Annotated in this window: 16 protein-coding genes and 1 tRNA gene; 9 read left to right on the top strand and 8 right to left on the bottom strand. The window is 37.4% G+C overall.

What is annotated here, in order from left to right; all coding sequences use genetic code 11:
* Positions 1 to 12 precede the first annotated feature (12 nt).
* Positions 13 to 444, bottom strand: a complete 432-nt coding sequence (locus AB657_RS13755; RefSeq protein ID WP_047247012.1) for an RrF2 family transcriptional regulator — start codon at positions 442 to 444, stop codon at positions 13 to 15.
* Between the two features lie 147 nt (positions 445 to 591).
* On the opposite strand from AB657_RS13755, the gene AB657_RS13750 reads away from it, so the two are divergent.
* The 9 genes from AB657_RS13750 to AB657_RS13710 all read left to right on the top strand — a co-directional run bounded on the left by AB657_RS13750 (position 592) and on the right by AB657_RS13710 (position 9847).
* Complete coding sequence (locus tag AB657_RS13750) at positions 592 to 1107, top strand: c-type cytochrome (protein WP_047247011.1); 516 nt, start codon at positions 592 to 594, stop codon at positions 1105 to 1107.
* Positions 1108 to 1170: 63 nt separating this feature from the next.
* The gene (gene nosZ / locus AB657_RS13745) at positions 1171 to 3132 is read left to right on the top strand and encodes a Sec-dependent nitrous-oxide reductase (RefSeq protein ID WP_047247010.1); all 1962 of its coding nucleotides are present in this window, start codon (positions 1171 to 1173) and stop codon (positions 3130 to 3132) included.
* 111 nt (positions 3133 to 3243) lie between these two features.
* A complete protein-coding gene (locus tag AB657_RS13740; protein WP_047247009.1) occupies positions 3244 to 3888 on the top strand; it encodes a hypothetical protein in 645 nt (214 codons plus the stop codon).
* Entirely contained in the window at positions 3885 to 4328 is a 444-nt protein-coding gene (locus tag AB657_RS13735; protein WP_047247008.1) for a nitrous oxide reductase accessory protein NosL, read from the top strand. The genes AB657_RS13740 and AB657_RS13735 overlap by 4 nt, the downstream gene beginning before the upstream one ends.
* 149 nt (positions 4329 to 4477) lie before the next feature.
* Entirely contained in the window at positions 4478 to 5866 is a 1389-nt protein-coding gene (locus AB657_RS13730; RefSeq protein WP_084696435.1) for a nitrous oxide reductase accessory protein NosL, read from the top strand.
* A 12-nt stretch (positions 5867 to 5878) separates the two neighbouring features.
* Positions 5879 to 7120 carry a nitrous oxide reductase family maturation protein NosD gene (locus tag AB657_RS13725; RefSeq protein ID WP_084696434.1) on the top strand — a complete coding sequence of 414 codons (1242 nt, stop codon included), beginning with the start codon at positions 5879 to 5881 and terminating at the stop codon, positions 7118 to 7120.
* Positions 7117 to 7827, top strand: coding sequence for an ABC transporter ATP-binding protein (locus tag AB657_RS13720; RefSeq protein ID WP_047247007.1), 711 nt, complete (start codon positions 7117 to 7119; stop codon positions 7825 to 7827). Before AB657_RS13725 ends, AB657_RS13720 begins: the two co-directional genes overlap by 4 nt.
* Positions 7820 to 8602: an ABC transporter permease gene (locus AB657_RS13715; RefSeq protein WP_047247006.1), complete on the top strand. Its 783-nt coding sequence runs from the start codon at positions 7820 to 7822 to the stop codon at positions 8600 to 8602. Before AB657_RS13720 ends, AB657_RS13715 begins: the two co-directional genes overlap by 8 nt.
* A gap of 27 nt (positions 8603 to 8629) precedes the next feature.
* On the top strand, positions 8630 to 9847 hold the full coding sequence (locus AB657_RS13710) for a hypothetical protein (RefSeq protein ID WP_047247005.1): 1218 nt from the start codon (positions 8630 to 8632) through the stop codon (positions 9845 to 9847).
* Positions 9848 to 9926: 79 nt separating this feature from the next.
* On the opposite strand, the gene AB657_RS13705 is transcribed toward AB657_RS13710, so the two are convergent.
* The 7 genes from AB657_RS13705 to AB657_RS13675 form a co-directional block, all read right to left on the bottom strand.
* Positions 9927 to 10274 carry a hypothetical protein gene (locus AB657_RS13705; protein ID WP_052958712.1) on the bottom strand — a complete coding sequence of 116 codons (348 nt, stop codon included), beginning with the start codon at positions 10272 to 10274 and terminating at the stop codon, positions 9927 to 9929.
* Positions 10275 to 10326: 52 nt separating this feature from the next.
* Positions 10327 to 11052 carry an iron-sulfur cluster repair di-iron protein gene (ric, locus tag AB657_RS13700; protein ID WP_047247004.1) on the bottom strand — a complete coding sequence of 242 codons (726 nt, stop codon included), beginning with the start codon at positions 11050 to 11052 and terminating at the stop codon, positions 10327 to 10329.
* Positions 11053 to 11118: 66 nt separating this feature from the next.
* Positions 11119 to 11553 carry an RrF2 family transcriptional regulator gene (locus AB657_RS13695; RefSeq protein ID WP_047247003.1) on the bottom strand — a complete coding sequence of 145 codons (435 nt, stop codon included), beginning with the start codon at positions 11551 to 11553 and terminating at the stop codon, positions 11119 to 11121.
* Between the two features lie 158 nt (positions 11554 to 11711).
* Positions 11712 to 12191 (bottom strand): GNAT family N-acetyltransferase, encoded by a 480-nt coding sequence (locus AB657_RS13690; protein WP_047248003.1) that lies wholly within the window; start codon positions 12189 to 12191, stop codon positions 11712 to 11714.
* Positions 12192 to 12386: 195 nt separating this feature from the next.
* A complete protein-coding gene (locus AB657_RS13685; protein WP_047247002.1) occupies positions 12387 to 12857 on the bottom strand; it encodes a MarR family winged helix-turn-helix transcriptional regulator in 471 nt (156 codons plus the stop codon).
* A 260-nt stretch (positions 12858 to 13117) separates the two neighbouring features.
* A tRNA-Ala gene (locus AB657_RS13680) sits at positions 13118 to 13191 on the bottom strand.
* A 52-nt stretch (positions 13192 to 13243) separates the two neighbouring features.
* Positions 13244 to 14041, bottom strand: a complete 798-nt coding sequence (locus tag AB657_RS13675; RefSeq protein ID WP_047247001.1) for a universal stress protein — start codon at positions 14039 to 14041, stop codon at positions 13244 to 13246.
* Between the last annotated feature and the right edge of the window lie 26 nt (positions 14042 to 14067).

Raw genomic sequence — 14067 nt, 5'->3', positions numbered from 1 at the left:
TTACATTTTGCACTAAATGGACAGGAAGCTATTACCCAGCTTAATGTCCTGTACCAAGTCTTGAATTCTGGTTTCTTTTAACCTTTTTACAAAGTCATTTTTAGAATCACTAACTAGATTATGTAAAGGGCAAGGATGTTTTGCATCACATTTATGTAGTGAAAGTACACACGTCTCTAACCTATATCCCCCATCAATTGCCGTAATAATATCTATTAAAAACCTATTACATTCTTCCTCGGTCATATAAAACCCGCCGTTGGGTCCACGTGTGGACGAAATTAAATTTTCACGTGTTAATTCTTGCATCAATTTGGAGAGATACGCCTTTGGCACACCTGTCTGCTCACTTAAATCTTTGGCCAATATTTTATTTTCTTCCGAAGAGTTGGCAGCAAGATACAATACAGCGATCAATGCATACTTGGCAGAATTAGAAATCATATTACAATTTTATCAAATTTAAAAATCTTTCCCTTTATCAATAATTAAAGATTAAAAGACTTTTTTATCCTTAATATGACTAATGTCATATTTAATCGTAATCATGGGAGATAAATTTGTTGTTATTAATTCGTAAATAACAATCCCATGAAAAAAGTCTCAAAAAGTATATTGGCAATCCTTACCCTAGTTCTACTAAGTTGCGGAGGTAAGGAAGAAAAGAAAAAAGAAGGTTTCAGCGTTACACGTGAAAAAGCCAAGACCGAAAAGCCGGCCGAAGCTACGCCAACAACCAATACCACAACAGCATCTGAACGTATCGATTTAGACAACAAGGGTGTAGGCCCCATACAATCTGTGACATTGGCTCCAGAGATTGATCAGGATCTCGCTAAAAAAGGTGAAGAACTTTATAATCAAATGTGCTTGGCTTGCCATAGACCAAACAAAAAATTTATTGGTCCAGCACCCACTGGCATTTTAAAAAGACGTAGCCCCGAATGGGTCATGAACATGATTCTTAATCCTGAGGTTATGGTCAAAGAAGACCCCTTGGCAAAAGACCTTATGGCAGAATTTAATGGTGCCCCAATGTCTAACCAAGGTCTGACCGAAGAACAGGCAAGAAGTATTCTAGAGTTTTTTAGAACACTGGATCAATAAATAAGAAAAGTCCAACTATAAAAACTGTCATCGACAGATATAATAACCACAAATACAATTCCAATGAAAAAATATTCAATTTATCTAAGTGCTATCCTAGGGTCGCTACTGACTCTTTCGGGATGTGGCAACCAAGACGGAAAAACGACGTCGAACGGAGCTCTCGCTTCAAATAATGCGGAAAAAGTATATGTTGCACCAGGTGAACAAGACGAGTTTTACGCCTTTATGTCCGGAGGATATAGCGGTAACCTCACCGTTTACGGCCTTCCATCTGGGCGAATGTTCAAGGAAATTCCTGTTTTTTCGCAATTTCCAACTTCTGGTTATGGCTATTCTGAAGAAACCAAACCCATGCTCAACACCTCTTTTGGCTTTATTCCCGCTGATGATGCCCACCACCCCGATATTTCACAGACCGACGGAGAACTAGATGGCAGATGGATTTTTATCAACGGTAACAACACCCCTAGAATTGCCAGAATAAGCTTGAGTACTTTTGAGACCGAGGAGATTATCGAAATACCAAATAGTGCGGGTAACCACAGTTCTTCTTTCATCACCGAAAATACCGAGTATGTAGTGGCCGGTACTCGTTTTTCTGTACCGATTCCCCAACGAGATATGCCGATTAAAGATTACAAAGGTAATTTTAAAGGATCTTTATCTTTTATCAGTGTTGATCCGGAAGATGGTAGAATGGACCTTAAGTTTCAAGTATTGATGCCTGGTTTCAACTATGATCTTTCGCATCCAGGCCGTGGAAAATCTCATGGATGGTTCTTTTTTACAACCTATAATACGGAAGAAGCAAATTCTCTGTTAGAGGTTAACGCATCTCAAAACGATAAGGATTTTATTGCCGCCATTAACTGGAAAAAAATTGAAGAATATATAGCAAATGGAGGCGGTACGACCATGCCGACAAATTACGCCCACAACGTTTACGACGAAACAACGCATACAGCTACTTCTACCATGAAAAAAGAGGTGTTGACCATAGATCCGACAAAAGTACCGGGTGCCGTATACTTTTTACCTACACCAAAATCTCCTCATGGGGTAGATGTTGACCCAACGGGAGAATACATTATAGGTAACGGAAAACTTTCTGCCGACCTTACCATTCACTCGTTCGATAAAATGATAGTGGCAATTGAGAACAAAAAATTTGATGGCGAGGCATACGGTATTCCTATCTTAAAGTTCGAAGATGTACTTGCCGGAACTGTAAAAAGTGGAGGATTAGGACCCTTACATACAGAATTTGATGGCGAAGGAAATGCGTATACCACATTCTTTATCTCTTCTGAGGTTGTTATGTGGAAACTTGGAACTTGGGAAGTTATTGATAGAAAACCAACATTCTATTCCGTAGGACATTTAATGATTCCTGGTGGAAACTCTAAAAAGCCCTTTGGTAAATACGTAGTGGCAATGAACAAGATTACCAAAGACAGATACTTGCCAACTGGACCAGAATTAGAGCATTCTGCTCAGTTATACGATATTTCAGGCGATAAGATGGAGCTTATTTATGATTTTCCAACTCACGGAGAACCACATTATGCTGCGGGTATTCCTGCATCACTTTTGGCTCCTAAATCACAAAAAATCTATAAACTGGCAGAAAACGAACATCCATTTGCAGTGAAAAATATTCCGGATGCAAAAGTCGTAAGAGATGGTAATACGGTTCATGTATACATGGCAATGATCCGCAGCCACTTTACCCCTGACAATATTGAGGGCATTAAGGTTGGCGATAAGGTCTATTTTCATATTACCAACCATGAGCAAGATTTTGATGTACCACACGGCTTTATGATGATCGGTGCCAATACTTCAGGATTGTTGATTATGCCAGGGCAGACCAAAACAACCCTTTGGGAACCCAAACAAGAAGGTGTATGGCCATTCTATTGTACCGATTTCTGTTCCGCTTTGCACCAAGAGATGCAAGGTTACGTAAGAGTTTCTCCCGCCAATTCCAATATAGATCTTTCATGGTCTGTAGGAGAATAGTTTAATGGGGTTATCTATAGACCCAACCAAAAAGCAGGTCGCTTAAAGGACCGGCCTGCTTTTTATTCTCAACAAGGTATTTCGAAAGATTTAATTTTAAGATAATTTAAGATGAAAAGGGCTAGTATAATAATGATCGTGGGTTCTTTATGTTTATTGGGGTTGTTTGCATTTCCTCTTTGGAACATAATGTTGGGAGCTCCACAATATCCCGACCCCTTAGGTATGAACATTCATATTACGGGTATTCAGGGAGTTTCTGAATTTGACCTACAAAATATAGATGGCCTTAACCATTACATTGGCATGAAAACCATCCCCAAAGCCGATGAAATGTGGGAGTTCAATGTTTTCCCCATAGTAATTATCGCAATGGTCATTTTAGGCCTATTACTAGGTGGCTTGGGATTCATTGGTAAAATCGATCATAGGTATTTTCTAGGTTGGTTTGTATTAATGTCGGTCTTGGGAATTATGGGGATGTATGATTTTAACCTCTGGTTAACCGACTATGGATCTAACCTAGACCCACATGCCATCATAAAAGTAATTAATGAAGATGGAACCCCTATGACCTATAAACCGCCCCTTTTTGGTTACAAAAAGTTGCTGAATTTTGATGTAAGTTCAATGCCCGCTACAGGAGCATGGTTAATGTTCATAGGTATGACCCTTACCCTAGTTGCATTTTTTATAGGGTGGAAAAGTAAACAGTCCAGCTCATCCGACACAAATCATAAACCGGCAACACCATGAAAAATTCAACAATCATTATAGGTATTCTGATCTTTCTCATGTTGGGCGCCTGCAATAATGGGCCCAAACCCATTGACTACGGGGCCGAAGGGTGTCATTTTTGTAGCATGACCATTGTAGATAAACAACATGCCGCACAGTTCGTAACCAAAAAAGGCAGAACCTATTCGTTCGACGCCTCTGAGTGTATGTTAAACCACTTAAAAGAAATAGATCGCACGACAGTAGCTCAATACTTGGTAAACGATTATAGCCATCCAGGTACGTTCGTAGATGCCACTATCGCCACCTATCTGATCAGTAATAACATACCAAGCCCTATGGGCGAATATCTAACCGCTTTCAACAGCTTAGAATCGGCAAGCAAAGCAAAAGAAGACAACGGCGGAGAACTGTTTACCTGGCCACAATTGTTAGCTAGGTTTGGGGTAACAAATTAAAAAATATCTTGCTATTGTTCCTTAAGGGTTCAGTAATCGCAGATGCTGTTTTTATGGCAACAATGGCCATAAGCTATTATTTCAACTCCCGTAAAATACGGCAGCCCCTATAAATGGCACTCAAATATTCATAAAAAAGACCATTTCAGATGAAACTCATAAAATTACATATTACAACCATACTATTTTTATTGTTTACCCAAATAGGTCTATCGCAGACACACTCTTGCACCCATTGCAATATGGTTATAAAGAATAAGGCGTTTAAGGCCAAAATAGAAACCAAAACAGGTAAAACCCTGCATTTTGATGCGATTGAATGTTTGGTCAATTATCTCAACTCTAAAAATGAAAAAACATTTAACAAGTTGTATGTAACCGATTATGACCAGCAACGGTATATCAACGCTGAAAATGCCTTTTATTTAAAAAGTGACGCCATTAAAAGCCCCATGGGAGCCAATCTTTCCGCGTATGGATCTTTAGAAGAGCCGACCAAAAAACAAGAAGAAAAAGAGGGAGAAATATTCACTTGGCTGCAATTAAGAGAGCGTTTTGTTTCTTCTGGTTTGGGTGCTACAAACCATTTGCACCATCATAACGCCAATTCGTATGCTCCCGTAGGTATTATGGGAGACCACTTGCATCCTCAGGGAGGTCTAATGGTATCATTACGATACATGAATATGAATATGGACGGTAACCGAGAAGGAAGCGACAAAATTTCCAACGACGCCATTTATGAAAATTATATGGTGGCACCGCAAAAAATGACCATGCAAATGTATATGCTCGGGATCATGTATGCTCCTTCAGATAACTTAACGTTGATGCTGATGCAAAATTTCATATCCAAAAATATGGACCTTACCGCCCAAATGACAATGGATAACGGCATGCCAATGCTTACCGATTTTTCTACCTCATCTTCTGGTATTGGTGATCTAAAAGCAGGCTTTTTATACGGCCTTATATCTCATGAAAAATTTTCCTTACACTCCAACTTCACCCTTAATATTCCAATAGGTGATATCGAAAATAGGGATGATACCCCAATGATGGTTGATGCAAAACTACCATATGCAATGCAGTTGGGTTCCGGCACTTTTGATCTTACTATCGGTGCTACCCTTAAAGGAAACTTCGGTGATTTTTCTTGGGGGATACAGCCTCTGGCAACTATTAGAACCGGTGAGAATAGCCAAGATTATCGGTTTGGGAATCTATTTGAGCTCAACAGTTGGTTAGGATATGGTTTCTCTAAAACCATAAGTTCCTCATTAAGGTTGAGCGGCAGTACGGAAGGTGAGATTCACAATGTCGATTCCGACCTAAACCCTATGATGGTGACCACAGCTGACACCAATAATTATGGCGGTGAACTTGTTAGGGGAGCGTTGGGGCTAAACGTTCTTTTATTAAAGAGCAAATTGGTGTTTAGTGCTGAAATTGTTTCGCCTTTGTACCAAAATTATAATGGCGTGTTCATGAACGAAAAACTAACCCTAAATGGTGCGTTGAAATATACCATATTATAAACGATAACGACCATGAAACAAGTAGTGTTCTTATTAATTTTGATTTTCAACCTTCTTTCAGGGGTGTCGCAACAGCCAAAAAGAATTACTGTATGTGAAACTTGTGAATTAAAATCTATTACCGAGGCAATTAAAACAGCTTCCGACCACGATACTCTTGTTATTAAAAAGGCGACCTATAAAGAATATAACATCTTGGTAGATAAACCGCTGACCATTATTGGGGAAAACTACCCCGTGATAGATGGTGAGGACAAAGGGGAAATTATTCGCATAGTGTCGGACAATGTCACCATAGACGGACTCTTCATTATCAACGTAGGTACAAGTTACACATCAGATTATGCCGCTATACGCGTGGTAAAGAGCGAAAACTTTGTGATACAGAACGTAGTGCTCGAAAAATTGTTTTTCGGCATCTATCTAGAAAAATCCAACCACGGTAAAGTGTATCACAACAAAATTGTTGGTGATGCCCAAGATGAATATAATTCGGGCAATGGTATTCAACTTTGGTACTCCCATAATATTGAGGTAAGCAATAACATTGTTCAAGGCGCAAGAGATGGTATCTACTTGGAATTTTCCCATAATGTTAAGATCCATAATAATAAAAGCACCGATAATCTACGGTATGGTCTTCATTTTATGTTTTCAGATGATGATGTCTATACGGACAATGTCTTTGAGAACAATGGGGCCGGAGTGGCCGTAATGTTCTCTAAAAGAATTACCATGAAAGGCAATACTTTTAGAAAAAACTGGGGAACAGCTGCCTTTGGTGTATTGCTAAAAGAAATTAACGATGCCGAAATAATCGAAAATACGTTTGAGGAAAACACTATTGGCATCCATATAGAAGGCTCTAACCGAATCACTTATAAAGGAAACAATTTTATAAAAAACGGATGGGGCATTAAAGTGCTTGGGGCCTGTTATACCAACACCTTTAGTGCTAATAATTTTCTTTACAACAGTTTTGACATCTCTTATAACAGTAAGTTGAACGACAATGTTTTTGATGGTAATTATTGGAGCAATTATACAGGTTATGATCTAGACAAGAACGGTATTGGCGATGTTCCGTACCGGCCAGTAAAACTTTTTTCCTATGTAGTAAACCAAACCCCCGAAGCTATTATTTTACTACGGAGTCTATTTATGGACATCATAGATTTTTCTGAAAAAGTTTCTCCCGTTTTTACCCCTGATAATTTAATGGATATTAACCCCCTAATGACAAAAGTACAATGATTCATATAAAAGGTTTATGTAAGAAGTTTGGTAAAAACAAGGTGCTTTCCGACCTTGACCTAAACATAGAAGAAGGTGGTGTTTTTGCCGTTCTTGGGCCCAATGGTTCTGGCAAAACTACCTTGATCAAAAGTGTGCTGGGCATGGTGGTACCAGATAAGGGCCGTATTTCTGTAATGGGAGAACCCATTAAAAAAAACTGGAAATACCGCAAAAAAATAGATTATCTGCCGCAAATAGCAAACTTTCCGGGCAACCTAAGGGTTAAAGAACTAATACGAATGATCAAAGACCTTAGGCAGGGCGAAAGCAATGAAGAAAAGCTAATAACCTTGTTTAAACTAGAGCCTTTTTTAGACAAAAAACTTTCCACCCTTTCTGGTGGTACCAAACAAAAAGTGAACATAGTTTTGGCCTTTATGTTCGATAGTCCTTTGCTTATACTGGACGAGCCCACTACAGGGCTGGATCCCGCTTCCTTGATACACCTTAAAGAATTGATCCGTGAACAAAGACTAAAGAAGAAAACTATTTTGATCACCTCTCATATTATGCAGTTCGTTGCAGAGGTTTCTGATATAATCATCTATTTGTTAGAAGGCGATATCTACTTTAAAGGAACCATTGCCGAACTAAAAGCAAAGACTGCACAAACCGATTTAGAACATGCTATCGCAAGCATAGCAACTACACCAGCCCATGTTTAAAATATTAAAATATAGTTTTTACGACCTTATACGTAGCCGTTGGAGCTATGTATACTTCCTCTTTTATCTATTATTAGGTTTTGTATTGCTGTTTTTGAACAACGATATTTCTAAGGCAATCATTACCTTAATGAACGTTATTATTATTCTAGTGCCCTTGATCAGTACTATTTTTGGCATAATGTATTTCTACAATTCAAAAGAGTTTACCGAGTTGTTACTGGCCCAACCGATCAAACGATCCTCTATTTTCTTGGGGCAATATTTTGGTGTAGCCGGTTCTTTAACATTAAGTCTTGTTTTTGGCCTCGGTATTCCGTTTGTACTATATGGTCTCTTTAAAAGTGATGCCATTTTCGACTTTACCCTCCTCTTGGTTACCGGAGCTTTCTTAACCTTGATCTTTACGGTATTATCATTTAATATTGCCCTTTCTAATGAGAATAAGATTAAAGGTTTTGGGTATGCCGTTTTGTTATGGCTATTTTTAGCGGTAATATATGATGGTCTGTTTCTTATGTCTTTAATCGTTTTTAAAGAATACCCTTTAGATGGTTTTTCTTTGGCGGCAACTATGTTCAACCCCATAGATCTTTCTAGAACCCTAATTCTTTTAAAATTGGATATTTCTGCCCTTTTGGGATATACCGGAGCTGTTTTTAAAAAGTTTTTTGGTACGGACCAAGGTCTTTTTATTTCTATGTTCATGCTTGTTTTATGGACCGTTCTACCTATTTGGCGATTGGTGATAATCTCTAAGAAAAAAGATTTCTAATTTAGTACCCATAAAATGGTAAGACATATGGTACATCTTAAGAACCACACCCGAACGGCGCTGGTGTATTTTGTCTTGGCCGCTTTTCTTGGTTGTGTTCTAAGGTTTTTTAGAGTCTTGGAAATTCCCGTAACCTATAAGTTTATTGTTCATACCCATTCGCACATAGCTCTGTTAGGCTGGGTATACATGGCACTAACCACATTGCTCTACAAACTCTATTTAAGCAAATCGGGAGTTGATAAAAAATACAATAGAATTTATTGGTTTACACAGCTTACCATGGTTGGCATGCTACTGACCTTCCCTTTTCAGGGATATGCTTTTTTTTCCATTGTTTTCTCCACTCTTTTTTTATTTGCCTCCTATTGGTTCTCTTGGTTTTTTTATAGAAACATCCCCGCGAATCTTAAATCTTCCAAGTCCATAAGGTGTGCCATGGCCGCCATATTCTATTTACTGATCTCTAGTATTGGCCCGTGGGCATTGGGGGCAATTATGAGTATTCTTGGAAGCGAATCTGTCTGGTATCGCTTGGCCATTTATTTCTACCTTCATTTTCTATATAACGGATGGATGATCATGGCATTGGTAGCCATCTTTATCTTCATTTTAGAAAAACACCGTATTAACATCCCTACAAAGAGATTCAACCGATTCTTTTGGTTATTAAATATAGGAATTGTTCTCTCCTTTTTTCTGTCTACCTTATTCGCCGAGCCTTCTATAACCTATTATATTTTTGGTGGTGTGGGAGCTCTTCTACAACTATTGGCATTTTACGATTTATTGCAGTTTATAATGGGCGTTCGTAAACAATTTACCGTATTATTTTCTAGGTTTCATCAAAACACATTAAAGTTGGTTGTTGTATTGTGGGGTATAAAAATGCTCTTGCAATTATTGACGGCCATACCATATTTTACTCATTTGACAGTCACGTATCTAGATTTTACCATCGGCTATTTACACTGGACATTTTTAGGGGTGGTTACAATCTCATTGATGTTGTTTTTAAACCGATGTAAACTTCTGATTCTAAACAAGGGCTTTTTTTATTTGTATGTGGTAGGTTTTGCCTTTACAGAAACATTAATTTTCTATAAGGCCATTACATCTTGGTTATCTACACCCTTGTTTTCTTCGTACTATTTGATTTTGGCCCTTGCGAGTACACTTATTCTTGTTGCTCTTTTTGGATTATGGATAAAAAATAAACCAAACACGATACTTAATAAAACTTAAACGTCCTCAACTATTGATATACCAAAACCTGAGGACGTTTAAACTAATGACCCAAAATATCATTGTACCTGAAATTGCTTTAAATCAGGTATACTATGATAATTAAAGCACTAAAAAGTAAGCTTATCAATAAGAGATTAAACGTAATTTTAGACTTTAACTGGGCCAGTACCGTAGCATTGTAGGCCATGCACAAAATTGTTACGAAGAAAACCAATATCATTTTAAAAAGATCTTGCATATTGGACATAAGTAACAGCATTGCAGCAGCCGAACCTAAACAGCTTTGTGCAATAATGGCTATTGTAGAGTATCCGGTCTGCCGGCTTTTAAACTCTTCTAAGAGATTATTGTACACCTGAACTATTTTACTCCTTTTCCGATTTTTGTCGGAATATTCTATGGAATGCGGTGCCGATGTTTTCATGACAATCAATTTTCCGTTTTTTTTGATGCTTAAAAAGAATAGGCTTTGGTGTTTAGACCATAGCCTTCATTTGTTTTTCCAATTCGTTCGCTTTGGTGAAAAGTATGTTGTTCTCTAGGTGAATGTGACGGTGCAGGTCTTCTTCAAACTCTTGTAATAACGAATATGCAACCTTATAAGTGGTACAGGCATCCGCTGGTGGAGTATAGTCATTGCTTAATTCTGCAATCGTCCTAAAACGTTCTCCTTCGTGATCATGTTCGTCCATCATAGTTTGGATGGGGTTTAAAACACTTCCAAAACGGGGTGTTCCCAAGTTTTGTCTAGATTGTTTGGCCTCTACCATCTTACGTATAAAGGGGAAGAGCACCAATTCTTCTTTTTTCATATGCATGGCAAGTTCCCCTGCAGAAATATTAAAAAGGTCTCTGATCCTAAAAAGTTCAGGATGTTTTTGCCCATGAACCCGACAAAGCTTGTCTAAATATTGTTTTAATACAGTGCTTTGTTTTTCAACATATCTATGATGTTTTTTCTCAATATAGTCAACAAGAAGGTCTAACGACCATGATTTAAAATCAATGGCGTCATTTGCCCGTTTTTGTACAACAGCATTCAATTCATTGATCAATGTATCTACATTTAGATTGTTTTTTGTGGCAACCTCTTCGAGTGTGCGGTTACCCCGACAGCAAAAATCAATTTTGTGATTTTTAAAAACTTCGGCAGCTCTATAATCTTCAGCTACTATTTCACCTATGGTCTGGGTCTCTCTCATAATCTGTCTATTTATTGTTAGTACATAAACTAGGACAATTTTGTCCGATTTAATTTTAAATTTTTTTTAGCGTCGCAAATAGGTTAGTCCTTGCTCTAGCCCCATGGTCATATCATATAAGGTGGTGCTTTCCAACATATTCTTTAACTCGGCACGAATCTCAACAAACCTATTGTGAACAGGGCAAGGTTCTTTAGCATTACATCTCTTGAGTCCTAGCCCACAACCTTCGTACACATTGTTACCGTCTATGGCATATACAATTTGAGAAAGTTTTATACGTAAAATATTATTTTTTGAAATCTCAAAACCGCCAGACGATCCCTTTACGGACTCTATAATTTTATTTTTAGATAACTGTTGTAAAACTTTGGCCGTAAAAGCCACTGGAGAATCAATTTTTTCGGCAATTTCCTTTAAACTCACACGTGTACCCTCTAGCGATTGTGATGCTATATAGATTGATGCCCTAATACCGTACTCACATGCTTTTGAAAACATACATTCTCTAGGTTTTACATTACAAAGATATACTATTTTTTAATTCGGACTAATTTGTCCTAATTAATTTTAACATCGAACTCATTAAAAAATATCTATCTCGATCCCAAAACAGCATCAAATCTCGTTTGTGTAAGCGCCCCCTTTTCAGATATAATTTATAACGGCTTGTACATAATATAGGTGTCTACCAAGCCCAGTGTACTATGTCTAAATCCATTGGGTGTAGTTCCTATAATTTTAAAGCCATACTTTTTCCAAAGTTCGACGGCACTTTTATTGGTGCTTACTACAATGTTAAACTGAATGGCCAAAAAGTTATTCTCTTTGGCAAACTTCAACGAATGTTCGCATAATTGTCTTCCTATTCCTTTTCCTTGCGCATTGGGGTGTACCATATAACTGCAATTGGCAATATGGTTTCCTAGATCTATCTGATTAGGTTTTATTATATAAGTACCCAAAATTTTGCCGTTCTCTTCAAATACGAACGTATTCATATAATCGGCAAACCAATGTTCCTGAATATCTTTTTCAGCGGTGTCAGGGCTAAATACATAGGTGTCACCAGTAGCGATCACCTGCGAGAATATTTCCCATACTGCCTTATAATCATTTCTCGTCGCCTTTCTTATCATTGTGTAAGTTTTTTTATTGTAGATATGATAACCGTGAATAAAACAATACAAAACGGCTCCGACCACAACAGACATGGCGCCTATTGCAAAACAATATACATAACACTGGAAATAAAGTGCCATGTTCTTAACTTTATAATGTTCTTATTGGATAAAGCATATAAAGCAACGCCAAGAGCCGAAAAACCAAATAGATTAACCATTCTTTAAATGAATTAAAGTTCTGTCCTTATAATTCGATTCGGCGATAGCATTCTCTATTTTATCCAATTGGTCAAATATATCAGTATTGTTATCCAACAGTTCTTTAATTGTTTTTTCTCCGGCAAACCAAACCTTATCGAGCTTGGGTAATTCTTTTTTCGCTTTTGTCGTAAGTTTAAGTAACTGTATTCGGTGGTCTCTTTTATCCGTTTCGGCTTTTAGGTAGTCTTTCGCCTTCATCTTGTTTACAATTTTGATAACCCCAGGTTGTGATATTTTAATATTCTCCGCTATTTCGGTAATCGTAAGGGTGTTTTTTTCTTTAAATAAAAGAAATACCAAGTGCCAATTTGGTTCTATTTCAAGGTTCAAGGTTTTGTATAGGTCCTTTGCTCCATACAGTAAACTGTCACTTATTCTTTTTAGACGTGCTGTAAAAGTTAGGTATTGATATTGTTCCATATTTACATAACTGGTTATGTAAATATATAAATTTATAATAAATAATTAACCGGTTATGTTTTTAAGTCCTAATTAATATCTCTCTTTTTGTTAAATTATAGTATTAAAGGATAAAACAGCTAAGGCAGGTCTACTATAGATGTTGATACGAGAAATAAAATAAATAGTCTTGTTTAAAACGAATATACTGTCTTATAAAGTGTATGTGCAACGAACAAAGACAAAACAAAAAGGCTCCCAATTTCTTGGAAGCCTTTACGTGGAGAATACCGGATTCGAACCGGTGACCTCTTGCCTGCCAGGCAAGCGCTCTAGCCAACTGAGCTAATCCCCCTTTTTTTGGAACGTCAAAGGAAATACATTTTTTGAACCTATCAAAATACATCTTAATCTTTCTTCGTACTTAATATCAAAACGGGGATGGGTACAGAAAATTCAGATTTTAAAATGGTGCTCTTTTCCCAAAGTTTTTTGAAGAAACCTCTCTTTCTTCTAAACACACATAACAAATCTGGTTGTTTTGATTGAAAATGTTCTAAAACCCCTAAATAGGTAGTCGCATTTTCAGAAATGGTAAGTTGAGAACTTATATCCATCAATGCCGTATTTACCTTTAGGTCGTCATCTGAATATCCAGGTGTTTTAACTAGTAATAAGTTGACCTCAGATCTATGTTTTCTTGTAATGGACACCAATGGATCCAGTATTCTCTTTCGTTTCAAAATACCCGATTTAAAGGCCACCAATACATTTTTAAAGGTGGTATATTTTGTGCCTTTTGGCACTACAAGTGTTGGTATGTTGGTTTGTTTTACAATTCGACCAGATGTATATCCTAAATACAGTTCTTCTTGTATATCATTGCTTCTAGGGGCCAAAATAATTAAATCGATACCTAGGTTTTTATCTATGTCCTTTAGCCCATCTACCAGCTCCCCGTTAAAAGAGGCTATTTTAATCGCTATTTTTTTAGGGTCTATCTCATTTATGACCTCTTTAAGACGTTCCTTACCGCTAGCTGCTAGTTTTTCTGAAACATTGGACAGGGTTCCTGTTTTTGCCGTAGCGTTAAATACTTCCATTACATACACATTTGCCCCAAAATCGGTTGCAAAATCAACAGCATATTGAAGGGTTGCTTTGGCTTCTTTAGATGTTCCTATTGGTACAAGAATATTCTTCATGATAAATTTGTTGGTTATTACTCTAA

Origin of the sequence: Maribacter thermophilus (assembly GCF_001020565.1) — a bacterium.
GTDB classification, from domain to species: Bacteria; Bacteroidota; Bacteroidia; order Flavobacteriales; family Flavobacteriaceae; genus Maribacter; species Maribacter thermophilus.
The sequence above is the reverse complement of the archived record's forward strand: the minus strand, read 5'-3'. Positions and strand labels throughout refer to the sequence as shown.